The sequence below is a fragment of the Ruegeria sp. G7 genome (assembly GCF_056535465.1).
On sequence record NZ_JBQFIL010000001.1, the window covers coordinates 877,110 to 900,409 of the forward strand.

30 protein-coding genes and 1 pseudogene are annotated in these 23,300 nt (G+C 60.3%); 13 read left to right on the forward strand and 18 right to left on the reverse strand.

The annotated features are described in order from the left end of the window. Positions 1-74 precede the first annotated feature (74 nt). From ACR3EN_RS04430 to ACR3EN_RS04440, 3 genes are all read left to right on the forward strand, one after another. The gene (locus ACR3EN_RS04430) at positions 75-2,102 is read left to right on the forward strand and encodes a 2,4-dienoyl-CoA reductase FMN-binding domain-containing protein (RefSeq protein ID WP_480824278.1); all 2,028 of its coding nucleotides are present in this window, start codon (positions 75-77) and stop codon (positions 2,100-2,102) included. A gap of 66 nt (positions 2,103-2,168) precedes the next feature. After that, a complete protein-coding gene (locus tag ACR3EN_RS04435) occupies positions 2,169-3,449 on the forward strand; it encodes an MFS transporter (RefSeq protein ID WP_480824276.1) in 1,281 nt (426 codons plus the stop codon). Between the two features lie 226 nt (positions 3,450-3,675). Then, a complete protein-coding gene (locus tag ACR3EN_RS04440) occupies positions 3,676-4,581 on the forward strand; it encodes a LysR family transcriptional regulator (RefSeq protein WP_480824274.1) in 906 nt (301 codons plus the stop codon). 64 nt (positions 4,582-4,645) lie between these two features. Here ACR3EN_RS04440 and ACR3EN_RS04445 read toward each other — a convergent pair whose 3' ends face one another. Genes ACR3EN_RS04445 through ACR3EN_RS04460 form a run of 4 tightly spaced genes read right to left on the reverse strand, consistent with a single transcriptional unit; the run spans position 4,646 to position 7,557 of the window. Continuing rightward, positions 4,646-5,548 (reverse strand): OmpA family protein, encoded by a 903-nt coding sequence (locus ACR3EN_RS04445; RefSeq protein ID WP_480824272.1) that lies wholly within the window; start codon positions 5,546-5,548, stop codon positions 4,646-4,648. After that, entirely contained in the window at positions 5,545-6,102 is a 558-nt protein-coding gene (locus ACR3EN_RS04450) for a peroxidase-related enzyme (protein ID WP_480824583.1), read from the reverse strand. The genes ACR3EN_RS04445 and ACR3EN_RS04450 overlap by 4 nt, the downstream gene beginning before the upstream one ends. Before the next feature lie 25 nt (positions 6,103-6,127). Next, entirely contained in the window at positions 6,128-6,838 is a 711-nt protein-coding gene (locus tag ACR3EN_RS04455; RefSeq protein WP_480824270.1) for a GNAT family N-acetyltransferase, read from the reverse strand. Continuing rightward, on the reverse strand, positions 6,835-7,557 hold the full coding sequence (locus ACR3EN_RS04460; protein ID WP_480824268.1) for a competence/damage-inducible protein A: 723 nt from the start codon (positions 7,555-7,557) through the stop codon (positions 6,835-6,837). The genes ACR3EN_RS04455 and ACR3EN_RS04460 overlap by 4 nt, the downstream gene beginning before the upstream one ends. A gap of 51 nt (positions 7,558-7,608) precedes the next feature. On the opposite strand from ACR3EN_RS04460, the gene sfsA reads away from it, so the two are divergent. Next, positions 7,609-8,310: a DNA/RNA nuclease SfsA gene (gene sfsA / locus ACR3EN_RS04465; protein WP_480824581.1), complete on the forward strand. Its 702-nt coding sequence runs from the start codon at positions 7,609-7,611 to the stop codon at positions 8,308-8,310. Between the two features lie 2 nt (positions 8,311-8,312). Here the strand turns inward: sfsA and ACR3EN_RS04470 are convergent, their stop codons facing one another. Further along, a complete protein-coding gene (locus ACR3EN_RS04470; RefSeq protein WP_480824266.1) occupies positions 8,313-8,678 on the reverse strand; it encodes a hypothetical protein in 366 nt (121 codons plus the stop codon). Positions 8,679-8,855: 177 nt separating this feature from the next. Between ACR3EN_RS04470 and map the strand changes: the two genes are divergently transcribed. Beyond that, the gene (gene map, locus ACR3EN_RS04475) at positions 8,856-9,668 is read left to right on the forward strand and encodes a type I methionyl aminopeptidase (RefSeq protein WP_480824264.1); all 813 of its coding nucleotides are present in this window, start codon (positions 8,856-8,858) and stop codon (positions 9,666-9,668) included. Here the strand turns inward: map and ACR3EN_RS04480 are convergent. The 4 genes and pseudogenes from ACR3EN_RS04480 to ACR3EN_RS04495 all read right to left on the reverse strand — a co-directional run bounded on the left by ACR3EN_RS04480 (position 9,656) and on the right by ACR3EN_RS04495 (position 12,255). Beyond that, entirely contained in the window at positions 9,656-9,835 is a 180-nt protein-coding gene (locus ACR3EN_RS04480; RefSeq protein WP_480824262.1) for a hypothetical protein, read from the reverse strand. The two genes, map and ACR3EN_RS04480, sit on opposite strands and share 13 nt — an antisense overlap. Positions 9,836-9,860: 25 nt before the next feature. Beyond that, positions 9,861-10,496: an HAD family hydrolase gene (locus tag ACR3EN_RS04485; protein WP_480824260.1), complete on the reverse strand. Its 636-nt coding sequence runs from the start codon at positions 10,494-10,496 to the stop codon at positions 9,861-9,863. After that, positions 10,489-11,049 (reverse strand): 16S rRNA (guanine(966)-N(2))-methyltransferase RsmD, encoded by a 561-nt coding sequence (gene rsmD, locus ACR3EN_RS04490; RefSeq protein WP_480824258.1) that lies wholly within the window; start codon positions 11,047-11,049, stop codon positions 10,489-10,491. The genes ACR3EN_RS04485 and rsmD overlap by 8 nt, the downstream gene beginning before the upstream one ends. Beyond that, a pseudogene (locus ACR3EN_RS04495) lies at positions 11,046-12,255 on the reverse strand (NAD(P)/FAD-dependent oxidoreductase). The gene rsmD and the pseudogene ACR3EN_RS04495 overlap by 4 nt, the downstream one beginning before the upstream one ends. 99 nt (positions 12,256-12,354) lie before the next feature. On the opposite strand from ACR3EN_RS04495, the gene ACR3EN_RS04500 reads away from it, so the two are divergent. From ACR3EN_RS04500 to ACR3EN_RS04510, 3 genes are all read left to right on the forward strand, one after another. Continuing rightward, entirely contained in the window at positions 12,355-12,840 is a 486-nt protein-coding gene (locus tag ACR3EN_RS04500; RefSeq protein WP_480824256.1) for a redoxin family protein, read from the forward strand. Positions 12,841-12,941: 101 nt separating this feature from the next. Further along, positions 12,942-13,187, forward strand: coding sequence for a glycine zipper 2TM domain-containing protein (locus tag ACR3EN_RS04505; RefSeq protein ID WP_480824254.1), 246 nt, complete (start codon positions 12,942-12,944; stop codon positions 13,185-13,187). A 10-nt stretch (positions 13,188-13,197) separates the two neighbouring features. Further along, the gene (locus tag ACR3EN_RS04510) at positions 13,198-13,545 is read left to right on the forward strand and encodes an EF-hand domain-containing protein (RefSeq protein ID WP_480824252.1); all 348 of its coding nucleotides are present in this window, start codon (positions 13,198-13,200) and stop codon (positions 13,543-13,545) included. Positions 13,546-13,554: 9 nt separating this feature from the next. Here ACR3EN_RS04510 and ACR3EN_RS04515 read toward each other — a convergent pair whose 3' ends face one another. From ACR3EN_RS04515 to ACR3EN_RS04530, 4 genes are read right to left on the reverse strand one after another with little or no spacing between them, the layout of a single operon-like run. Further along, positions 13,555-13,848, reverse strand: coding sequence for a 4a-hydroxytetrahydrobiopterin dehydratase (locus tag ACR3EN_RS04515; protein ID WP_480471572.1), 294 nt, complete (start codon positions 13,846-13,848; stop codon positions 13,555-13,557). After that, complete coding sequence (locus tag ACR3EN_RS04520) at positions 13,845-15,032, reverse strand: GNAT family N-acetyltransferase (protein ID WP_480824250.1); 1,188 nt, start codon at positions 15,030-15,032, stop codon at positions 13,845-13,847. The genes ACR3EN_RS04515 and ACR3EN_RS04520 overlap by 4 nt, the downstream gene beginning before the upstream one ends. A gap of 46 nt (positions 15,033-15,078) precedes the next feature. Further along, entirely contained in the window at positions 15,079-15,849 is a 771-nt protein-coding gene (locus ACR3EN_RS04525; protein ID WP_480824248.1) for a glycerophosphodiester phosphodiesterase family protein, read from the reverse strand. Further along, positions 15,846-16,301 (reverse strand): RidA family protein, encoded by a 456-nt coding sequence (locus ACR3EN_RS04530; RefSeq protein WP_480824246.1) that lies wholly within the window; start codon positions 16,299-16,301, stop codon positions 15,846-15,848. Before ACR3EN_RS04530 ends, ACR3EN_RS04525 begins: the two co-directional genes overlap by 4 nt. 344 nt (positions 16,302-16,645) lie before the next feature. Between ACR3EN_RS04530 and ACR3EN_RS04535 the strand changes: the two genes are divergently transcribed. Continuing rightward, positions 16,646-17,428: an MlaA family lipoprotein gene (locus ACR3EN_RS04535; RefSeq protein ID WP_480843430.1), complete on the forward strand. Its 783-nt coding sequence runs from the start codon at positions 16,646-16,648 to the stop codon at positions 17,426-17,428. After that, positions 17,418-18,026 (forward strand): MlaC/ttg2D family ABC transporter substrate-binding protein, encoded by a 609-nt coding sequence (locus ACR3EN_RS04540; protein ID WP_480824242.1) that lies wholly within the window; start codon positions 17,418-17,420, stop codon positions 18,024-18,026. Before ACR3EN_RS04535 ends, ACR3EN_RS04540 begins: the two co-directional genes overlap by 11 nt. Here the strand turns inward: ACR3EN_RS04540 and ACR3EN_RS04545 are convergent. The 5 genes from ACR3EN_RS04545 to fliF form a co-directional block, all read right to left on the reverse strand. After that, complete coding sequence (locus ACR3EN_RS04545) at positions 18,019-18,228, reverse strand: hypothetical protein (protein WP_480843428.1); 210 nt, start codon at positions 18,226-18,228, stop codon at positions 18,019-18,021. The genes ACR3EN_RS04540 and ACR3EN_RS04545 overlap by 8 nt on opposite strands. Positions 18,229-18,367: 139 nt before the next feature. Beyond that, the gene (gene fliP / locus ACR3EN_RS04550) at positions 18,368-19,087 is read right to left on the reverse strand and encodes a flagellar type III secretion system pore protein FliP (RefSeq protein ID WP_480824240.1); all 720 of its coding nucleotides are present in this window, start codon (positions 19,085-19,087) and stop codon (positions 18,368-18,370) included. After that, positions 19,087-19,374 carry a FliM/FliN family flagellar motor switch protein gene (locus ACR3EN_RS04555; protein ID WP_480824238.1) on the reverse strand — a complete coding sequence of 96 codons (288 nt, stop codon included), beginning with the start codon at positions 19,372-19,374 and terminating at the stop codon, positions 19,087-19,089. Before ACR3EN_RS04555 ends, fliP begins: the two co-directional genes overlap by 1 nt. Further along, entirely contained in the window at positions 19,367-19,963 is a 597-nt protein-coding gene (locus ACR3EN_RS04560) for a FliH/SctL family protein (protein ID WP_480824236.1), read from the reverse strand. The genes ACR3EN_RS04555 and ACR3EN_RS04560 overlap by 8 nt, the downstream gene beginning before the upstream one ends. Beyond that, positions 19,963-21,552: a flagellar basal-body MS-ring/collar protein FliF gene (gene fliF, locus ACR3EN_RS04565; RefSeq protein ID WP_480824234.1), complete on the reverse strand. Its 1,590-nt coding sequence runs from the start codon at positions 21,550-21,552 to the stop codon at positions 19,963-19,965. Before fliF ends, ACR3EN_RS04560 begins: the two co-directional genes overlap by 1 nt. A 119-nt stretch (positions 21,553-21,671) precedes the next feature. On the opposite strand from fliF, the gene ACR3EN_RS04570 reads away from it, so the two are divergent. The 3 genes from ACR3EN_RS04570 to ACR3EN_RS04580 are packed head-to-tail and all read left to right on the forward strand — an operon-like array spanning position 21,672 to position 23,269. Further along, positions 21,672-22,169, forward strand: a complete 498-nt coding sequence (locus tag ACR3EN_RS04570; protein ID WP_480824232.1) for a flagellar basal body-associated FliL family protein — start codon at positions 21,672-21,674, stop codon at positions 22,167-22,169. A gap of 9 nt (positions 22,170-22,178) precedes the next feature. Continuing rightward, entirely contained in the window at positions 22,179-22,679 is a 501-nt protein-coding gene (locus ACR3EN_RS04575; RefSeq protein ID WP_480824230.1) for a hypothetical protein, read from the forward strand. Then, complete coding sequence (locus ACR3EN_RS04580) at positions 22,676-23,269, forward strand: MotE family protein (protein ID WP_480824228.1); 594 nt, start codon at positions 22,676-22,678, stop codon at positions 23,267-23,269. Before ACR3EN_RS04575 ends, ACR3EN_RS04580 begins: the two co-directional genes overlap by 4 nt. Positions 23,270-23,300 lie beyond the last annotated feature (31 nt).

Sequence of the window (23,300 nt, forward strand, 5' to 3'; positions counted from 1 at the left end):
ATGACGTTAGGTTTCACGTGACAAAGGTGACGCGAAGGTCAATCTAACCTCAAAACCGGGAGGGAGAGTTCGTAATGACCGCGTACCCAAACATGCTGGCCCCGCTGGATCTGGGCTTTACCACGCTGAAGAACCGGGTGCTGATGGGGTCCATGCATACCGGATTGGAAGAAACCGGCGACTGGAACCGCGTGGCCGAGTTCTATGCCGACCGGGCGCGCGGCGGTGTGGCGCTGATGGTGACTGGCGGCATTGGCCCGAACCTTGAGGGCTCGGTTCTGCCTGGTGCGTCGATGATGACGAATGACACAGAGGTCGCGAACCACTCAATCGTGACGCAGCGAGTGCACGAGGCGGGCGGCAAGATCGCGATGCAGATTCTGCACGCGGGGCGTTATGCCTATGGGCCGAAATGCGTGGCACCCAGCCCGGTGAAATCCCCGATCTCTCCATTCCCGCCGCATGAGCTGGATGAGGATGGGATCGAGAAGCAGATCGGTGACATCGTAAACGCCGCCGTGCTGGCGCAGAAGGCCGGGTATGACGGGGTCGAGATCATGGGCTCCGAGGGATATTTCCTGAACCAGTTCCTTGTGACCCACACCAACAAGCGTACCGACCGCTGGGGCGGATCGTATGAGAACCGGATGCGCCTGCCCATCGAAGTCGTGCGCCGCACGCGCGAAGCGGTCGGGACGGATTTCATCATCATCTACCGGCTGTCGATGATCGATCTGGTCCCCAATGGCTCGACCCATGAAGAGGTCGTCGAACTCGCGCAGCGGATCGAGCAGGCCGGGGCGACGATCATCAACACAGGCATTGGCTGGCACGAGGCGCGGATTCCGACGATTGCCACGTCCGTGCCGCGCGCAGCCTTCGCTTGGGTGACGAAGAAGCTGATGGGCAAGGTTGGCATCCCGGTGATCACCTCGAACCGGATCAACACGCCCGAGGTCGCAGAAGAGGTTCTGTCGACGGGCTGCGCCGATATGGTCTCGCTGGCGCGCCCCATGCTGGCGGATGCGGATTTCGTCAACAAGGCCATTGCCGGGCAGGCAGCACAGATCGCACCCTGTATCGCCTGCAATCAGGCCTGTCTGGATCACACGTTCAGCGGCAAGCTGACCTCGTGTCTGGTCAACCCGCGCGCCTGCCATGAGACCGAGCTGGTCATTGGCACGGCCGAGACCCGCAAAACGGTTGCCATCGTGGGCGCAGGACCGGCGGGGCTTTCTACTGCGATGACCGCCGCCCAACGCGGACACGACGTGACTCTGTTCGACCGCGCGGCGGAAATTGGCGGCCAGTTGAACATGGCCAAGCAGGTGCCGGGGAAAGAGGAATTCTGGGGCCTCGTCGACTGGTACCGCACGATGATGGACGATCTGGGCGTCAAGCTGGAACTGAACCGCGAGGTCAGCGTCGACGACCTGACCGGGTTTGACGAGGTGGTCATCGCCACCGGCGTCACACCGCGCGATCCGCAGATTCCCGGGCAGGATCGGGACAATGTGCTCAGCTATATCGACGTGCTGCGCGGCAAGGCCGAGGTCGGTAAATCCGTGGCCGTGATCGGTGCAGGCGGCATCGGTTTCGACGTGTCCGAGTTCCTGCTGGAGGACGGTCACAGCATAACCACCGACCTGCCCGCGTGGATGAAAGAGTGGGGCGTGACAGATCCCGCAGAGCACCGTTCAGGGCTGGCGCCTGAGGGGCCTCAGCCCGCCGCGCCCGCCCGTCAGGTCACCCTGCTGCAGCGCAAAGCGCAACGGCATGGCAAAGGGCTGGGCAAGACCACCGGTTGGATTCATCGGGCTACCCTGAAAATGAAGGATGTCAATTTCGTAGGCGGCGTGAATTACGAGCGCATCGACGAAGAGGGTCTGCATATCAGCTTTGGCGAAACCCGCGATGACCCGACCGTGATTCCGGCAGAGACCATTGTGCTGTGTGCGGGGCAGGTCTCGGACCGGTCGCTGGCGGATCAGTTGGGCGCGCGCGGCATTCCATGCCATGTCATCGGCGGCGCTGATGTGGCCGCCGAGCTGGATGCGAAACGGGCGATCGATCAAGGGACGCGTCTGGCGGCAACGTTCTGACAATGTTGCCGCAGGCGGAACTCTGACGCAGTATGGACAGGTTCTGTTCCTACAGCGGACGTGCCAGTGACTGAAACCCGCATGCAGCCCAACCGTCATACCCTACCACTGATGGCAGGACAGGGTTCGTTATCGGTAATGGCGTGGTCCATGGCGAACCCGTCGATCGTGGTGGCGTTTCTAGCGGTATCCATGGGTCTGCCATTGGTTCTGGCAGGGCTTTTGATCTCGGTCAGGCAAGCCGCAGGAACCCTGTCGGACATGATCCTTTCAGGATATGTCGCTCGATTGCCGCGCAAAGCATCGGTTATTGCCCGGGTTGATTTGGCAATCGCCACCTGCTTTCTGACCCTTGTTCTGGTTGCGCTCTATGGTTCGCAAACGATGGTGATGATCGCCTTTGTCGCGGTGATCTTCGCAATCGGCGTGTTGGAAGAGTTCAAGACCCTGATGATTGTCGACTTCATCAGCGATACCCTGCCCTCACCTGACAGGATGCGGCTAAGCTATGCGCAAAAAACCATCGGCGGGGCAGCGACCATCATCACCGTTTTGCTGCTGCATCAGCTTGTCCGGGACGCACCAGCCCCGACACGGCACAGTCTGGTCATCGGGTTCGGTGTGGTGTGCTTTATGCTATCGGCCTGCTTGATTCTAAGCATCCGCGAAACGGCGCGGCAACCTATGCAGGTCGCCAACCAGCGACAATCTCCTGCGCAGGCGGTTAGGGCGTTTTGGCGGGATACACGTGATTTGTGGGCCGAAGCCTGGTTCCGCAGGTTTATCGCGATCCGCATCACCTTTGTGATCGCCGGGTTATCGGTTCCGTTTTACGCCCTCCTGGCCGCAGCGGCGCACCACAGTTCGACCCAAGGGCTGACGGCCCTCGTCGTATCATCGGCTGCAGCACTTATGGTGGCCGCCCCCCTTTGGCGCACAATGACCATTCTGTCGAATCGGGCGGTCATGCTGTGCGGTGCCGGTATGATCCTCGTCTCGGGTCTGGTCCTGATCGTCCTGCATCGCAGCGGGCTTGATCACGGCGAGCATATTCATGCGGTAACCGTATTTGTCGTAACAGTCGCAGTCACCGGGCTGGGCAGCGCACGGATGCTGTACTTTATGGACAGCGCCCCCAAGGCGCAGCGGGTGCGGGCACAGGCCGTGGCCTCCACATTGGCCCGTATAGTGGTCATTGTAATATCCGCCGGTCTGGCCGCCCTTGCCCACCACGGTGATCCGATCTGGGCCGTTACCGCCGTCTCGATCGGTAGTCTGCTGGCTTTGGCAGCGATCGTGACTATTGTTCCGCCTGGTGGAAAAGGCCCGCAAAATAAACAGCCCTGAGGGCAAGGGTGGTCACAAAAATGCCACTCTGATCTTAGCACGTTTGAGAGAAAGTCCAGAAACCGGGGGTTTGCGCAGAATCTGGTCGTTCGGTGCCAAAGCTCACCGGCGTTTCCCAGTCGCAAACTATCCGATTCAAAACCCTGATATTATCCCATGTCTGCCCCGTTCTTGCCCAGATTGATCGCGATAAAGAGACAACAACTTGAAGACCTGGGGTACGATAATGGATCGACTGACCGAAATGGAGGCCTTTTCCAACGTGGTGGACCAAGGGGGTTTCACCGACGCGGCCAAGAAAATGGGCATCTCCAAATCGGCCGTTTCCAAACACGTGTCGAGCCTTGAGGCGCGGCTGGGTGCGAGGCTGCTAAACCGCACCACACGCCGTGTTTCACCGACCGAGATTGGATTGGCTTACTACGACCGCGCACGTCGCGTTCTCAACGACGCGGGCGAGGCGGATGCGCTGGTGACCTCTATGCAATCGGCTCCTTCTGGTCTGCTGCGGATCAGTGTGGCGACAGATTTTGGCGTCAATCATTTGTCCCCGGTCCTGTCGGATTTTCTGTCGGCCTACCCCGAGATCACGGTCAACATGGTGCTGAACAACCGCTATGTGGAACTGATTTCCGAAGGCTTTGACGTCGCTGTGCGCATTGGCGAGCTGGAAGACAGCACCCTGCGTGCCCGCAAGCTGACCGAGACGGTCAAGCGGCTGGTTGCCTCGCCGAAATATATCGAACAGTTCGGGCGCCCGCAAAAGATCGACGATCTGAACGAACACAAGCTGCTGCACTATTCCAGCCAGTCTTCGGGCAGTGTCTGGAAACTGACTGCGCCGTCGGGCGAAAAGCGTCAGGTGCGCACCGCCGGCTGGCTGAGCGTGAATGACGGGCAATCGCTGCTGAACGCAGCCATCTCTGGTCTGGGGATCGCGCATCTGCCCAGCTATCTCTATGCGGACGCGCTGAAATCCGGCGAGGTCGTAGACGCGATGCCGTCGCTGCCGGACGAGGTTCAGGGCATCTATGCCGTTTATCCGCCCGGTCGCTTCACCCAGCCCAAAGTTCGGGCATTCATTGATTTTCTTGTCGAGGCCTATGCTGAAAAAGGCTCGATGGATTGGTAGAATTCTCCCTGAGGCACCTCGATGGCCCGCGCTGAAAAGTGCGGGTCTTTTTTTGCGTCAGGTCTTAGTTGATCAGCAGGACGGCCTCGACCCGGCGGTTTATGTCGCGTCCTTCGGGCGTCGCGTTTGAGGTGATCGGGGCGAGATAACCGGCGCCCTGCGCCTCGATCCGGTCGGCGGCGACGCCGTGTGCCTCGATCAGACGTGTGCGAACCGCCTCGGCGCGTTGTTTGCTGACCGCGATATTGGCCTGTAGCGCACCTGTATCATCGGTGTGACCCACCAGCGCCAGACGAGCTTGCGGATTGTCAGTCAGATATCCCGCCAGCAAATCCAGCGAGGTAAATGGCCCCTCACCCAATGCCACCTCGCCGGTGCGGAAATGAAGGTCGTCAAGGATTACATGACCGTTCTGACCAAGATCACTCAACAGGCCCTCTGTACCCTCTACGGTTTCCTCGATCACCAAAGGTGGCGCAGGTTGGGTTCCGACCGGTGTCACGCGGATCATCTGCACATAGCCATCAGGCTCGTTACGACTGACCAGCAGGCTCAGCGCGTTCTCGCCTTTTGTAGCCGAGAGAAACCGATAATCATGAATTGCCACATACATATCGGGCGTCGGCACAACCTCGGTTCCAAAGCGAAAATCGAAGCCGCCACAAGTACGCGCCTCGCATTCAAAGGTGATGTCATACCCCTGCGCCTGCAACTGATCGCGCAAGGGCGCAAGGATTTGCAGCGTGGTACTCGAGCCCGCTTGCAAGCGCCATGTCAAACGCTCAACGCGGCCTTCGGCTGTGCGCGCAGGCACCACGCCATCGGTGAACACGCCCGTGGGCAGATCATAGCTGTCGAGCGCGCTGATGCGTTCGCTGACCTGGCGCGCGCTGCTGGGCAGGGCAATCTCCTGCGCCAGTGCGGCTTCGGTCAGAAGGACCAAGAAAAGAGATAGGCAACGAATCATCGGAATTGGGCGTGGTACTCGGGGTTCGGGACCATCGCTGTTGCGCTCGCCACACGGTTGGTCATGTTGAAAAAGCCAGTAACATTGGCAATGTCCCAGATATCCCGGTCGCTGAAGCCCGCATCGCGCAGGCGCTGGCGGTCCGCCTCTTCGACCGTTGCGCTGGCGTGGGTCATCTGCGCCGCGAAATCCAGCATTGCACGCTGGCGATCATTCAGGGGTGCAACGCGGTAGTTCATCACCAGCATCTCACCCAATTGCGGATCGCCCGAGAGCTGCCGCACCGCCGCGCCATGGGCCACGAGGCAGTAGAAACACTTGTTGATGGACGAGACCACAACGGCGATCATCTCGCGTTCCAACTTGGTCAGCCCGCTATCGGCCAGCATCAGGTCGTTATACATCGCCGTGAACGTGTTCAGCTTGTCGATGTCGAAGGCATGGGCGCGCAGCACGTTGGGGACCATGCCCAGTTTCTCGACGCAGATATCGAAATATTTCTGCGTCTCGGGCGGCAGCGGGTCCACCATCGGCAGGTTCAGGGCGGTGGGCATGTCCTGTGTGGTCACTTCGCTCTCCTCAAACCTGCTGGCGATAGTGATATTCGCCCGCGATCTCCATCCCCAGCGCCTGATAGAGCCCGTTGGCCCCGGCATTCGCCTTGGTACAGATCACGCTAAGGGTCTTTGCGCCATTGTCCAGCGCCCAGAACGCCGCGGCGCGCATCGCCCAAGCGCCCATGCCCTGACGGCGGTGGTCGGGCAGGATTTCCAGCGCATGGACCATGGCGATATCGTTATGAATGGCCACAAACCCGGCCCCGGCGGGCTGATCATTGCGGCGGATCAGCAGGCCCGTCTTCGGCCCTGGCGCGCGGTGCATGATGGCCAGCCGTTCGGGCCCGATGCCGCCCTGCGCCCAGACCTCGCGCATAATCGCCAGCGGTTCCCAGACGTTGAACACGGTGACGCGCGGCAGGGGCGTATCGGTCAGATGCGCTGCCGGGCAAGTATAGATGTTGACCGGATCAAGAATGTCGTAGCCACGGGCAGCCAACTGCGCATCCAGTGCCTCATCCCCCGGCCAGAGGCAAAAGAGGCGTTTCTGTCCAATCGCCTCCATCGCGGCTTCGGCGCTGTCGATATCGCCCTCATGTACGCCCCCAAGCCGGCTGGCCGCCGACACACGCGACCCGCCGCCCTGCCCGCGCCGCAGCCGGAAAGGCCCCAGCCTGTCATACCCGGCCGCGGGCCATGTGCCGTCGACGATGGCGGGCCAGTCGATGCTCAAAGCTCAAGCTCTTTCGCCAGACGCGTGATGGCAGCGTCAATGCGCGCACCCTCGGTACCGCGCACCACAACATTGGCCCCGAAGACGCCGTTGATCTGAAATGGATAACAACCGATCGAAAGATCAGCGAAATCCTCGGCCAGCACAGCCAGCATCGCCGCGATATCACCCTCGCCCCGATCCACACGCAGGGTTTGGGACAAAAGCGGGCGACCACCGGTTAGCGCGGGCAAAACGCTGGCGACCATAGCGCGGAACACCGAAGGTACACCGGCCATGACATGCACATTGCCGAGCGTGAAGCCCGGCGCAGTCGAGACCGGGTTATCGATCAACGCCGCGCCTTCGGGGATGCGCGCCATGCGCAGGCGGGCGGCATTCAGCTCCAACCCGGATTTGTCGTAATGCGCCTCGAGCAGAGCGCGCGCGTCGGCGCGTACATCAATCGAGCGGCCAAATGCACGTGCGATGCAGTCGGCGGTGATATCGTCATGAGTCGGGCCGATACCTCCGCTGGTGAACACGTTGTCGTAGGCATCTGACAGCGCTTTTACAGCGCCCTCAATCGCAGCGGCGTCGTCGCTGACAATTCGCACTTCTTTCAGGTCGATGCCGTGCTTGGTCAGCTCTCCGGCAAGGTAGTGCATATTGGCGTCGCGGGTGCGGCCCGACAGGATCTCATCCCCGATCACCAGCATTGCGGCGGTTGGATTGGCCATGGCGCGCCCTCCCTCTTGATCGGCCCATGTGGCAGGTATAGGCCCATGGCCATGCGATTTGAAACCCCCCTTGTCCCCGCCCGCCTGATCCGCCGCTATAAACGCTTTCTGGCCGATTGCACGCTGGAAGACGGGCGCGAGGTGACGGCCCATTGCGCCAATCCGGGCTCGATGATGGGGCTGGCGGAACCGGGTGAGAAAATCTGGCTGGAGCCCAATGACGATCCGAAGAAAAAGCTGAAATACGGCTGGCGGCTGGTTGATCATGAGAACGGGCATTTCACCGGGGTCGATACCTCGCTGCCGAACCGGGCGCTGCGGGCGGCGCTGATGGCGCGCGAGATCCCGGAACTGGCCGCCTATGAAACCGTCCGCCCCGAGGTGAAATACGGCGAGAACAGCCGCATCGATTTCCTGCTGACCCAACCGGGCCTGCCGGATGCTTATGTCGAAGTCAAAAGCGTCACGCTTTCGCGCCAGCCCGGTCTGGCAGAGTTTCCCGACAGCGTGACCGCGCGCGGCACCAAACATCTGGGTGAGTTGGCGGCGATGGCAGCACAGGGGCATCGGGCGGTGTTGCTGTATCTGGTGCAGCGCACCGATTGCGACCGGTTCACGCTGGCTGCGGATATCGATCCGGCCTATGCGGCGGCGTTCGAGGCGGCCAAGGGGGTTGAGCGGCTGGTCGTCGGTACGCGGATCTCGCCAGACGGCGTTTGGGTTGATCCCATGCGACGTTGGGAATTTGCCTGAATTCAGTCCTCGAACCGAAAATTCCCGATCAACGCGCCCGATTTCGGAAACTGACCGCGATATCCGCCATCCGGCAGCCGTCCGACCCGCGCGCAAAGCTGGCGACCCTGCTGAAACGATTTCCAGCGACTGCACAGCTTGTCACCATCCAGCCACCAAACGCCACTATCCTGTCCCAATCGCGGGATAAGGACCTCAAAGGTTTCATCCGCCCTAAGGGTTGCCGTCCCGGAATAGTGGAATCTGTCAAACGCGATCTTGCGATCTTTGGCCAGCAGCGCCTTTATCTCGGACCCCGACAGAAGCGTCACCTCATCCCGGCAGCCGGACAGTGTCAGAACCAGCAAAACCGCGATCCATTTCTTCATCACTTTCCCTGCATCGATTCTGAGGCGTTTCGTCACCCTATCCGAGATTTCAAGCAGTCAAAGATTGAAGATGCTGCCTTCAACGCCATTTGATTGGCCAAAGGTCGCAGCCTCTGGAACTTTCTGCACAAGCAGCGTAAAAGGGGCGCTGCGCGAAATATTTGGAGCCAAGCGTCGATGAAAGAACATCGTGGCCGCCTGACGAAGGACGGTATCCGCATTTACGAACAGGGTGACTTTGCCGGAATGCACGCGGCAGGGGCCCTGGCGGCGCGGATATTGGATGACATTGCAGACCATGTGTTTGTGGGCCAGACCACGGGCGCGATCGACGGGCTGATCACCCGGATGGTCGAGGACGCGGGCGCGACTTCGGCGACGATTGGCTATAAAGGTTACAAGCACGCCAGCTGTATCAGCGTGAACCATGTGGTCTGCCACGGCATTCCCGGCGACAAAAAGCTGAAGGATGGCGATATCCTGAATATCGACGTCACCGTCATCGTCGATGGCTGGTTCGGCGATACCTCGCGCATGTATGTGGCGGGCAAGCTGCCCCGCAAGGCGGAACGGCTGATTCAGGTGACCCATGACGCGCTGTTCAAGGGCATCGAGATGGTCAAGCCGGGCAATACGTTCGGCGATATCGGCCACGCCATTCAGGCTTATGTCGAGGCGCACCGGATGAGCGTTGTCCGCGATTTCTGCGGTCATGGTCTGGGCCGGGTGTTCCATGCGCCACCAAACGTGCTGCATTACGGGCGTCCGGGCACCGGTGCGGTGTTGGAAGAGGGCATGTTCTTTACCATCGAGCCCATGGTTAATCTGGGCCGCCCCGAGACCAAGACGCTGGCCGATGACTGGACCGCCGTGACCCGCGACAAATCGCTGTCGGCGCAGTTTGAGCATTCGGTGGGTGTAACGGCAGATGGGGTCGAGATTTTCACCCTGTCACCGGGCGATAAATATCACCCGACCTATTCCTCCTGATCTTCCGCCTGATCGCGCAGCAGTTTCAGCAGCAATGTCTCATCCCGCCACGGGATCACCGCGTCATGGATGAACACCGGCGCGCGCATCGGCTTGGGCGGCGGCCCGGTGGTGGTGTCCGTATCCTTGGCAAAGGTCCAGAGCGGGGGTGAGATGGCGCGGTCCATGGCCGGACCTTACCATGTTTCGCGCTCAGAGTCCCAAAAGCCCGGGCACTTGTGACATATCCGTAAAGACCTCGGCCCCCAGCGCGGCCAGACGCGCGCCATCATCATGGGCGGCATAGGCAAGGCAGCGCATATCGGCCCGGATCGCGGCGGTGACGCCGTTTTCGCTGTCTTCGATCACCACCGGGTTCTGCGCGCCGAAATGCTGCGCGGCGGTCAGGAACAGCGTGGGCTCGGGCTTGCCGGTGCCCAGTTCATGGGCCGAGAACATCACGTCTTTGAACCGGCCCCACAGCCCGTTTTGGCCAAGGGTGATCTGCATCTTCTCGGGCCGACCGTTGGAGGCGACGCAATAGGGGATACCCTGCGCGTCCAGTTGCGCCAGCAGGTCGGGAATACCTTCGACCAGCGGCGTGCCCGCCTTCAAAGCCGTATAGATTTCCGCATAAATCTGCTCGGTCCAGTCATCGGGCAGATCGGCCCCCAGCGCCCGCGCCTTGTCGCGCACGCTGGTCATGGTGCCGCCGACAAACAGCCCCATGCATTCGGAAAGGCTGAGGTCCAGGCCATAGCGGGCGAAATTGTCGACCATGACCTGATTGGACAGAACCTCGCTGTCGACCAGAACGCCGTCGCAATCGAAGATGACCAGATCATGCATCGGGGGCCTCCCTCCACATCAACGAGATATGCGTGTCGCCATATTTGCGCGTATCGCTCAGGGTGAACCCGTCGGGGGCGGCCATGGGGGCGTTTTCTTCCCAGACGATCAGGGCGTCATCCGCCAACCAGCCGCCGGACAGGGCGGCGAGGGCTTTCTGGCCCAGCGCCTTGCCGTAAGGCGGGTCGAGGAAGATCAGATCATAGGGCGCGCCGGGGTTGTCGCCTAGTCGGGTGGCATCGCGGCGGATCAGGTCGGTGCGGGTCTTGCTGCCGGTCAGGTCGATATTCTTGCGGATCAGACCCTGCGCCACGCGCCCATCATCGACGAATGTGACATGCGCCGCGCCGCGCGACAGCGCCTCGAGCCCCAACGCGCCGGTGCCTGCGAACAGGTCCAGAACGCGCAGACCGTCGAAGTCGATCTGGTGGCTGAGCACATTGAACAGGCTTTCGCGCACCCGGTCCGTGGTGGGGCGCAGATGTGCGCCCGCGTCGCCTTTGCCGACCGAAGCCAGCGCCCGGCCCCGGAACTCTCCGGCGATGATTCTCACGCTTTGAGCAGCGGTTTGAGGTCCGCATCCGGGTCGGCGACCACCGCCGGATCTGCGGTTTTTCCCGCGTCGATCAGGCGCTTGCCGACCATATAGGCGCGCGGGTCGTTCATCGCGTCCACGGCAATCAGCTGATCGCCCTTGTAGTACCAGAAGGACACCGTTGCGCCCTGCCCCTTGCGGGTGACGACGCGGTCATAGCCCGTGTTCAGGCCAGCGATCTGCAGCTTGACGTCATACTGATCCGACCAGAACCACGGCGTCGCCACATAGTCCTTGGCCGCGCCCAGCATGTTCTGGGCCACAATCTCGGCCTGATCGATTGCGTTCGGCACGCTTTCCAGACGAATGCGCCCCTCGCCATGCGGGAAGGACGCGCAATCGCCTGCCGCCCAGATCGAGGGATCCGAGGTGCGGCCATGGGCGTCGGTCTTGATACCGTTATCCAGTTCCAGACCCGCCATCTCAGCCAGTTGGGTCGCGGGCGCAATACCCACGCCGACAATGACGAAATCCACCGCCAGTTCCGAGCCATCCGTCAGGACGGCCCCCGTCACATGGCCATCTTCCCCGATCAGACGGTCCAGCCCGACCCCTTCGCGGATGTCTGCGCCGTATTCGGAATGCAGCGCGCGGAAATAATCGCTGGTCTCGGGTGCCGCGACCCGTTGCAGGATACGATCCGCCATCTCGACCAGAGTGACCTTGACCCCGCGCTTGGCACAGACGGCTGCGGCCTCAAGCCCGATATAACCGCCGCCCACAATCAGCGCGCGCGCCGTCTTTGACGCCGGGCTCCAGCGCGTCGATATGGGCCAGATCGCGGACCACGTGCACACCGTCCAGATCGCCGCCGATCGCGGCGGGCAGGCGGCGGGGATCGGACCCGGTGGTCAGGGCGAGTTCGTCGTATGAGATGACCTCATCGCCCAGCGAAACCGTCTTGGCCTGCGGGTCGATGCCGTTCACGCGCTGACCCAGACGCAGGGTGATGTTGTTCTCGGCATAAAAGCTTTCGGGCCGCAGGAACAGGCGGTCCAGATCCATCTCGCCCAGCAGATAGGCCTTGGACAGCGGCGGGCGCTGATAGGGCAGATGCGGCTCGGCCCCGATCAGGGTGATGTCACCCGCAAACCCGTCCTTGCGCAGCCGCGCCACCAACGAGGCACCGGCCTGCCCTGCCCCGATCACGACGATATGGCTCATGTTGTGCTCACCCTGCAGAATACCCATGGTCTCTTTGTTTGGACCACCTATATTGCGGCACAGCCCGACTCTGCAAATCCAAATGACAGGAGCTGAAAAATGATTGCAACAGGTGACACGCTGCCCGAAGCCACGCTGACACAGATGGGCGCTGAAGGCCCCGAGGAAGTGCGGATTTCAGACAAGACCAAAGGGCGTAAGGTTGTGATCTTTGCCGTGCCGGGCGCTTTCACGCCGACCTGTCATTCTGCCCATGTACCCAGTTTCATGCGCACCAAGGATCAGTTCGATGCAAAAGGTGTGGATGAGATCATCTGCATTTCGGTCAACGATCCGTTTGTGATGAAAGCCTGGGGCGAAGCAACCGGCGCATCCGAGGCCGGCCTGACCATGCTGGCCGACGCTGCATCAGAGTTCACCAAAGCCATTGGTATGGATTTCGACGCCCCGCCTGCGGGCCTTATTGCGCGCTCGAAACGCTATGCGATGCTGGTTGAAGACGGCAAGGTCATGGCACTGAACCTCGAAGAAAACCCCGGCGCATGCGAAGTGTCGGCAGGCGAGGGTTTGCTGCAATCCATCTGACATCACGTGCCCCGGCGCAACCGGGGCACATGAACCGAAATTAACTTGATGCAACGTCCCGATCTGCCAAAATCGGCAGCATACATTGCGGGAGTTCATTGATGCGTTTGAAAGTGATCACCTTAGTTCTTGGCGCCGCCGGGGCGCTTGCCGCCTGTGGTCCGGCCCCAACGCCGCAACAACAGGCGGCGCGTCAGCATGAAATCGCATGCCTCAGCGGTACCGTGGGCGGCATATTGATCGGCGGCGCATTGGGCAATCAATTCGGCGGTGGATCGGGTAAATCAATCCTGACAGCGGCCGGAGCCGTTGCGGGCGGCGCAGCCGGTCAAAGCTATGCGTGTTGAGGGGGCTGAGATGAAGCATATCTGTATCGCCATCGCCACCATCGCACTGGCCACGACAGCCAGTGCCGAGAGCGTGTCGCAGCTGAACGAGGCCGAACTGAAGTCCATCGACAGCAACAATGACGGTTTCCTGTCGCGGGATGAATTCAATGCCTTCTCGGACTATGCGTTTCAGGAGATGGACGACGACAAAAACGGCACACTGGGCCTGAACGAGGCTAAGCCGTTTCTGGATATCAAACAGTTCCAGGCAGTCGACCGAAACCGCGATAACCTGATCTCACGGGATGAATATGACGCGCAGATGCAAAGCGATTTTGACGCCGCCGATCAGGATGGCAACGGCCAGCTGGACTAGCGCCAGAATTTAGATCAGGCTGTCCATCTTGCGGGCCAGTTTGGCGTCCAGCGCCGAGAGGCCGCCCACGTCATGGGTGGACAGCGTGACCTCGACCGTGCGGTAAACATTAGACCATTCCGGGTGGTGGTTCCATTTCTCGGCAAAGATCGCCACCTGTGTCATCCAACCAAAAGCATGCACGAAATCTTCGAAGATAAAGGTCTTGGTGATGGCATCGCGATCCTCGACCATCGTCCATCCATTTCTGAACAGCGGGTCCAGCAGAGGGCCTCGGGTCTCGGTCGACAGAAGTTCGGTCATTGCTGTTCCTCCGGGTTCGATTTCCTGAACGGACCATAATCCGTCAGAATCTCGATCTCTTCTCCCACCGCGTGGGCTTCGGCGTCCAGAAATTTCTGAACCGCATCAGCAAAACCCGGATCCCCGACCCAATGCAAGCTATGCGTACGGGTCGGCAGGTAGCCGCGCGCCAGCTTGTGTTCGCCCTGCGCACCCGCTTCGACCCGCGCCAGCCCTTCGGCAATGGCGAAATCAATCGCCCGATAATAGCACAGCTCGAAATGCAGGCAGGGGTGGTGTTCGACGCAGCCCCAATAACGACCATAGAGCGTTTCGTGTCCGATGAAGTTCAGCGCACCCGCCACCGCATATCCATTGCGTTCTGCCAACACCAACGCGATATCATCAGCCATGGTTTCATGCGCAATATCAAAGAACTGCCGCGTCAGATAGGGAGCGCCCCATTTGCGCGCACCGGTATCCTGGTAAAAGCGCCAGAACGCGTCCCAATGTTCGGGTCGCAGATCATCGCCCGTGATCGTCCGAATCTGGCCACCAAAATCGCAGGCCTGCGCACGTTCCTTGCGGATGTTCTTGCGCTTGCGCGAGGACAGCGCCGCCAGAAAACCGTCAAAATCCGCGTAGCTGTCGTTCAGCCAGTGAAACTGCTGCGAATGCCGGACCAGCAGACCCATCTGCTCGCCAGCCAGCGCCTCGCCCTCGGTGCAGAAGGTGGCGTGCAGGGACGAGATGCGATTTTCTGCAGCCAGTTGCACCGCACCTTGCACCAGCGCGGACATGCCCATTGCCTCATATCCCGGCCGGACCAAGAACCGACGCCCGGTTGCAGGGGTAAACGGCACCGCGATCTGTAACTTCGGATAGTACCGACCGCCCGCGTTTTCATAAGCATGGGCCCAACTGTGATCAAAGATGTACTCGCCCTGAGAATGTGACTTTGCGTACATCGGGGCCGCGCCAATCAGCATCCCGTCCAGATAGGCCGTCAGATACTGAGGCTGCCAGCCGGTACCCCGCCCGACCGAGCCGCTCTCTTCCAATGCCCACAGGAACCGATGCGTGGTAAACGGATCAAGCGGCCGCCCGCCATCCGTTGCTTCGGGGCAGGCACACGCATCCCAGTCGCTCGCCTGAATCTGCGAGAGCGACGTCAGAATCCGAACTTCGATCTGTGCCTGATCCATGTGCCCTCCGCGCTTTTGTCTTTATCTGTGACGGACGGATCGCGGTTCAACCCGGATATGCGGCAAGGTATCCCTCGAAGGTCACATTGTCGGCAACCTGTCGCGCCTCAGCCTCTTGTTCGGGCGAACGGATGGTCCAGCACAGGACAGGCACACCCTGTGCCTTGATCTCGGCCACGCGCGGACGGGTCAGATCAGCGGCCTCGTGGCTGATGAAACTTGCGCCGGAGCGTTGGAAATCGGGGATGGTACGCAGATGATCGCAGACTTCGGTGGGCAGCAGCTCAACCTTTGGGTCGTAGGAACAGGTCACAAGCCCGCGTGGCAGGTGAGGCGCAACCCGAGCCAGCTCGGCCACCGAATTGGGGTTGAACGACATCAGCGCCACCGGACCGTCATAGCCCTGCAACGCCCGCGCAGTGTCTGCTTCGAGCGTGCCTACATTCGAACCCATCGCGCCATCCTGATCCTTAAGCTCGATCAGCAACGGCGCACGGCCTGCGACAAGGTCCAGTACCTCATCCAGAGTCGGGATGCCCTCGTCCTCGGACTGCAATAGTGTCAGCCGTTGCGCCTGCGTGGTCGTGATTTGTTGGATTGGGCCAGGCTGCCCGGTCAGGCGCTTCAGGTCGTAGTCATGAAACACCATCGCGCGGCCATCCGAGGTGAGCTGAAGATCGATCTCGATCCCGTAACCGGCGTCAATCGCAGCACGAATCGCGGCCCGGCTGTTCTCGGGGCGCTGATCCGCGACATCATGCAGCGCCCGATGCGCGATCGGGCGCTGCAGGAATTCGGATGGCAACGGCGGGGTCATTGGACCTCGAAGATACCTTCGATTTCGACCGCAACACCCAGCGGCAGCGAGGCCGCGCTGACGGCGGAACGGGAATGGCGACCGGCCTCTCCCAGCGCCTCGACGAGGAAATCGGACGCGCCGTTGATCACCTGCGGCTGCGCGGTGAAATCGGCGGTCGAATTCACGAAACCGGTCAGTTTGATCACGCGCACCAGCTTGTCGATATCGCCGCCACAGGCCGCTTTGACCTGCGCCAGCAGGTTGATCGCGCAGACCTTGGCCGCCGCGGCACCCGCATCCACATCCATGTCATCGCCCAGCTTGCCGGTGATCAGATCATCATCTTTCGAAATCTGGCCCGAAACATAGACGATGTTGCCGATCCGAACGAAAGGGACGTAGTTGGCCGCTGGGGCGGGCGCGTCCGGCAACGTGATGCCAAGGCTGTCCAGTTTTGCTGCGATGCTCATAGAAAGGGTCTCCAAGGGTTCCAGTCAGCCGGGACGCTAAACGGGAAACGCCGTCTCGAAAAGCGGGAAAGCGGCATTTCTCCGATCATCGGCGATCTGGGCGCCTCTCCACTTATTCAGGATGTGTTGATATCGTGTCACTTTACCCGAACCTACTGGCTGGGGTACATGCGAGTTGTTGTTTCAAATTCCACGCGAAAGGTCTATGTGAGACCAATTGCGACACGAAGACCGCAAAGGCCCGTATTGATTGAAGGCCCGGCCACACCACCGGGTAATTTTTTGGAGTACCGAAGACCGTGCCAAGCCCTATCCGCCCAAAGCACTTGTTTATTCTGGCCATTATGACGGTTCTCTCGGCTTGTGCGTCCCAACCACAAGACGCCGCCGCCCGGGGCGAGATATTCGACCCCTACGAAAACACCAACCGTGGCATTCACAAGTTCAATCTAGGCGTGGACCGGTATCTGTTCCGGCCAGCATCGAAAAGCTACGTCAAGATCGTACCGGATCCGGTGGTCACGAGCTTCAATAACTTCGCCATAAACCTCACGATGCCCGGCCAGGCGCTTGACTACCTGCTGCAGGGCAATCTGAAACAGTCAGGTAACGCACTGCTGCGGTTTGCCGTCAACTCGACGATTGGCGGCTTTGGTCTGTTTGCTCCGGCGGAAGAGCTGGGCCTGCCCCCCGTCGACACAGATTTCGGCGAAACGCTTCATGTCTGGGGCGTCAACGAAGGTGCCTATGTCGAGCTGCCGTTCTATGGACCCTCAACGGCGCGCGATGCCGTTGGTGTCGTCTTCAACCTGTTCTCAAACCCGATCAACTTTTCGCCGGTGCGACCGGTCGACAACGTTGGCGTCTATGCTGAAATCGTGCGGCGTATGGGGGATCGGGGGCGTTTCTCTGATACCATCGACTCGATTCTGTACGAAAGCGCCGACAGCTATGCACAGGCCCGCACGATCTATCTGCAAAACCGCCGCTTTGAGCTGGCACGCGACGATGAAGATGCCTATCTGGGATTGTATGATGACCCGTATTCCGACGCCGGGACCGACCCTGTCAGGGACCCCTTGCTAGATCCCTCCCTAGACCCCTATGAGGACCCCTATGCCGAGTAACCTGATGCACCGACGCCAGTTTATCGCCACCACCGTGACCGGGCTGGCGGCAGCCGGCCTGCCCTTGCCCGCTTTCGCGCTGACTGAGGCGGGTGCCATGCAACTGGTCAATTCAGTGGTGGCAGATATCAACCGCGTGATTGCCTCGGGCAAATCCGAAAACGCGATGCTGCGCGATTTTGAAAAGATTTTTGTGCAGTATGGCGACGTGCCGATCATGGCGCGTTATGCTTTGGGTGTCGAAGCGCGCAGTGCCTCTCCTGCACAACTGCGCCAGTTCACCCGCGCGTTCCAAGGCTATATCTCGCGCAAATATGGCCGCCGCTTCCGGGAATTCATCGGCGGCGAAGTCACGGTGCGCAACGCGCGCAAGATCAAGGCAGGCTACGAGGTGCGCACCTCGGTCAAGCTGCGCGGATCGTCGCCGTTCGAAGTGACATTCCTGGTGTCGGACAAGTCTGGCAGCGGGAAATTCTTCAATATGTTCATTGAAGGGGTGAACCTGTTGTTAACCGAACGCACCGAGATCGGGGCCATGCTGGACGCACGCGGCGGCAACTTGAACCAACTGATCAACGATCTGGGCAAAATCAGCTAAACCGGGCCGTCACGACCTGAAACGCCGCTGCGCGACGATCACGCGCAACGGTGTTTCGCCTCAGGACACTCGTGCGATCCGTACACCAGCTTGTCCCGTTCAGACTGATTTCAAACAGATCTGGCGACACAAGCGCATCATCGAACCCACTGGCATCAGCGCGCGACCCCGCCCGCAGGCCGCCCCCGGCTGCATTTACCATTTTCGCAGATGAGCGTTGCATCAATCAGATGCATTTTGCGCACCGTTGGGTTTGGCTTGATAAGCACCATTACAAGGCCTGGCCCTGAACGCGATCGATCTGCGCGGCAAGGCAAGGCGATCAATAGGTGAAGGCCGGGCTATCCATAGCTTCTTACCAAAGCGCTGGCGATCAGTGCCCAGCCGTCGGCGATGACGAAGAATGCCAGCTTGAAGGGCAAAGAAACTGTTGCCGGGGGCACCATCATCATACCCATCGACATCAGGACCGCGGCAACCACCAGATCAATGATCAGGAACGGAAGGAAAATCAGAAATCCAATCTGAAATGCGCGGGCGATCTCCGACAGCATGAATGATGGCATCAACACCGAAAGCGGAGCATCGGGCGACAGTTGCACCGCCGTATCGCCCGGGCGCAGCGCAGCCATCGCCTGAAACGTGTCGGCATCAAGCCGCGCCGCCATAAAACGGCGAAACGGGTCCAACGCGCGTTCAAGCGCGGGCTCCACATCCAGCGTTTCGTTTACCATGGGCTGGATACCTGCGCTCCAGGCTTCGGTAAAAATCGGCTCCATGATGAAATAGGTCAGAAACAGCGCAAGGCTGACGATCAGCATATTTGGCGGCGATTGCTGCAAACCGATCCCCTGCCGCAGAATCGCCAGAACGGTAATCAGAAACGGGAAGCAGGTGATCATAATTGCCAGCCCCGGCGCCAAGCTGAGCACCGTGATCAACAAGATCAGCTGAATGGTACGCGCCGATATCGAACCATCTTCTCCCAGCGACAGCGATACCTCTTGTGCGCTGGCGATAGAAGGCAGGAACAGTATGACCAGCCAAACAGCAAGGCGCATCAGCCAATCCCGTTCTGCAAATCCGAAATCTCGGTGAGCCGCACGGCCAATTGCCCGGGCTGATCGCCTTCCATCTCTTCCAGGACGCCGCGCGCGACAAGTTGGTCGCCGACATACAAATCCACCGGATCCTCGATCCGTTTGTCCAGCGTGAGAACAGCGTTTTCGCCCATGTTCAGCAGATCCCGGATCAATGGACGTGCGCGCCCAACCGAGACAGTCACCTCGATCGGAACCGCTTCGAAGGGGTTGGTTTTCTCTGGTTTGGGAGATTGAAGGTCACTCATTTGACAAAGCCTCTTTTGCTTCAAACAGATATGCGTCGAAAGCCCCGGCAATGGCGTCGATCAAGGCACTGCAATCTACCTCGCGTCGTGCAATGCCCACCTGCAGATTGGCCTGCCCAGGGTTCAGGGCCGGGTCTTCCAAGACCCGCGGCGCAGGTGTCAGACCCTGCGGCAACAGGGCTTCGATCTGGGCACATGACCCGGTTGGGACGTTCAGTTGAATCGGCTGGCCGATCTGCTCGCCCGCCATCTCCGTCAGCTGTTCGGCAAGACGGATGGCGAAACCACGCTCGATAGTCTGGGGCAATACGGTTTCGACAAGACTTTGGAACAGGGGTTCCAGCGACAGCGTCATCCTGGTCAGCGCTTCTTGATAGGTGAAGGACAGATCGGACAAGGTAGCGGCCAGATCCGAGCCTATCTGGTCCCGCCCCTGATCCTGAGCGTGAACCGCATCGTCCCAGCCTGCGCCATAACCCTTTTCAAACGCGGCCAGCCTCTGCTCTTCCAGCGCCTCTTCGTCCAGAAGATGTACCGCGCCGCCGCCCGCATGCAGCGTGAAATCTTCGAGGAGATGAGCAATAGACATCACACTTTCTCCTCGCTCTCCTCAAGCCAACTGCGCAGAATCTCAACCGTCTCCTCCTGCTTGTCGCCGATCATGGCGCGCAACCGGTCTACGGCCTCGTCCCCCGGCGCGCTGGCAAGTGCGGGCACAGCTGGCTGCGATGAATCCGACAGAGCGGCAAAGTCCTGCGAATCGCCGGTTGCAATCTCGCCTGTCAGAAGCGGGGCATCGGCCTCTGGTCGCGCTGGCGCGGGCAGTATGGCCTGGGTCGCGGCGCTGTTCGCCAGAATTGGGCGTATGACAAACAGTCCCAGCACAAGGGATACAAGCGCCAGAACCGCCATCTGGACCAACGACATCGCATCCAGATGAATGCCCGACCAGATGGAAGCCGCCGCCAGCGTTCCCTGCGGTTCAACCACAGGCAGGTCCAGCGACTTCAACGTGATCACGTCGCCCCGCTCTGCATCGAAACCCACCGCTGAGGCCACCAATTCCTGAAGCGCATCCAGTTCAGGCTGCGGCATGGGCACAAAGGTCTCGGAGCCGTCGGCACCGGCCACACGCGCTCCGCTCACCAGAACCGCAACTGTGAGCCGCTTGATGGCACCCGGTGCGCGATGCACCTCAAGTTCAGTCTCGGATACCTCGTAATTCACCCGCTCACGGGTCTGCGTCGCATTCGAATTTGATTCATCTCCGCCGCTACCGTCGCCATCCGGCAGGTTCGATGCAACGGTCACATCCGCAGATTGGTTACGGGCGCTGTCCGAGCGTTCTTCGATATCCGTGCTGATCGCTACGCGGCCCTTGGGGTCAAAACGACGTTCACGGATCAATTCGGTTTCCGTCACCGTGTCGACGCTTACCTCAACCACCGCATTGCCCGCACCGACACGGGCCTCAATCAGTCGCAAGACCCGGTCGCGCAATTGCCGCGCCTTATCATCGGCGGTGTCCGATGCAACGGCGGCCTCCTGCGCCCCGATTACAGAACCATTCGAATCGATCACTGCAACGTTCTCAGGGGCGAGCCCGCTGACCGCCGAAGCCACAAGAAACCGAATCGCCTTGGCCTGGTCCCCGGTGATCTGAGCACCGGACGGCACCAGATAAACCGAGGCGGTCGGCTCGATGCTGCGCTGAAACGGGTTCGCCGAGCCGTTGGCAATGTGCACCCGCGCCTGACTGACATGCGGGCTACCAACTATCGTGCGGGCCAGTTCGCCTTCTTTCGCGCGCCAATAGGCGGCATCGAACATCTGCGAGGTGGTCCCGAAACCGCTGAGAGAGTCCAGCAATTCGTACCCCCGATTGCCGTTAGCGGGCAGGCCTTCGCTTGCCAAAGTCATCCGCAATTCGTCCCGTTGCGCGCCAGGTACATAGATCGACCCGCCGCGTATCTCATAGGTCACACCGCGCTGGTCCAACGCCCGCACGATGTCACCGGCAGCCCCACTTTCAAGCCCGGCGTAAAGCAGGGTCATGGATGGCGCGGTCACGATGCGCGACATCGCAAGAACGCCCAGAAAGACCAGCACAACGGCCCCGGCCACGATGATTTGTTTGCGCCTGTCCAAATTTGCCCAGACAGTTCCGATCTGCTGCACGCTTACCTCCGACTCACCGACATTCTGTTCGGCTCAGCCCTTGTTTGGACGATTGCCCTTAACAATCGGTTAGTCCCTGCGGGGTTATGAAACTTCCAGAGCGAATGAATGGAGACGTCATGACCGACGCGGCAGAAGACTCGGCACAAGCCACTCAGAAGTCAGGGAAAAAGGGGTTGGTACTTGGCGTGATTCTGGCGATCGCGGGTGGCGTTGGCGGCTACCTGGTAACGGCTTCGGGCCTGTTGCCATTTGGCGCCAAGGAAATGGCGAAAGAAGCAGAAAAATCAGACAAAGGACCCGAAGCAAAGGCCCTTCCGGACGTCCTCTTTGTCGATCTGGCGCCGGTCATTGTGTCGGTCAATGCTGGCGATTCGCGGCATCTGAAATTCCACGCACAGCTTGAGGTCAATGCAAGCTACGCCGCTGATGTCGAAAAGATGAAACCGCGAATCATGGATGTTCTGAACAGCTATCTGCGCGCCGTCGATCTGTCTGACCTTGAAGATTCGCTCGCCCTGATGCGCATCCGCGGCCACCTGTTGCGGCGCATCGGAATCGTCACCGGCGAAGGCCGTGTGCGGGATGTTTTGGTCATGGAATTCGTACTGAACTAGGAGGCGAAGTTGGAGCTGGTTGCCGATATTCTGCTGGTCGCAGGCGCGCTTGGGGCGGGGCTGTATTGCTTTGTCCTTGCACGCAGGCTGCGGCGATTTACCGATCTGGAGAAAGGTGTGGGCGGGGCCGTGTCGGTCTTGTCCGCGCAGGCGGATGAACTGCGGAAGTCCTTGGACAACGCGCGCGCCGCATCGGACGACTCTGGCGTGACGTTGCGCGATCTGACCGAACGTGCCGAAACGGTCGCGCAAAGATTGGAACTGATGATGGCCTCGATGCACGACGTGGTGCCCGAGCCGCCGGTTGAGAAATCAGACACCCATGTGCAGCAGACCGAAAAAGAGCGTACACCCAGTCCCAAGGACGAAGAACCTGGGGCTACGGTTGAAGATCACGCCGATCCTGCAGACGGGGTTGAGGCACCTGAAGATACCCAACCGACCCAGCCCAAGCCCGAAGGTTTGATGTTCTTTCGCCATGCACGCCCGCCCGGCGGAGCGATGCAATGACGCGTCGCGCGGCAAAACCCAAGGCCACACGTGAACGCAGTGGCGTGCTGACCGTGATCTCTCTGCTGATGATCGGGTCGGCAATAATCCGGATTGGGCTTGAGGCTGGTCCGGCGTTGGCACGCAGCGCTGAACCTGATCAGACAACGGCCGAAAAAACCGCGTTGACTGGTCCTGAAGCCTCTGATTTACAACGGCTTTTGACTGAGTTGTTGCGACGCGCAGAAGACTTGGACCGGCGCGAAGCAGCCATTGTTGACCGGGAACACGCGTTGGGCATCGCAGACGAAGCGATCGAGGTACGTCTGTCGCTGCTGCAAGAGGCAGAGGAATCGCTGCGCGAAACGGTAGCCATCGCCGAAAAAGCTGCAGAAAATGATCTGACGCAGCTGACGGACGTGTATCAGAACATGAAACCAAAGGATGCGGCCGCTCTGTTTGAAACGATGGATGCGGTATTTGCGGCCGGCTTCTTATCGCGCATGCCGCCAGATGCGGCCGCAAACGTGATGGCCGGACTCAGCCCCGAGGCAGCCTACACAATCAGCGTCGTCATGGCTGGCCGCAACGCCCGCGCGCCGCAGGAGTAACTGCTATGCGCCAAACCCTTCCTAACTTCGG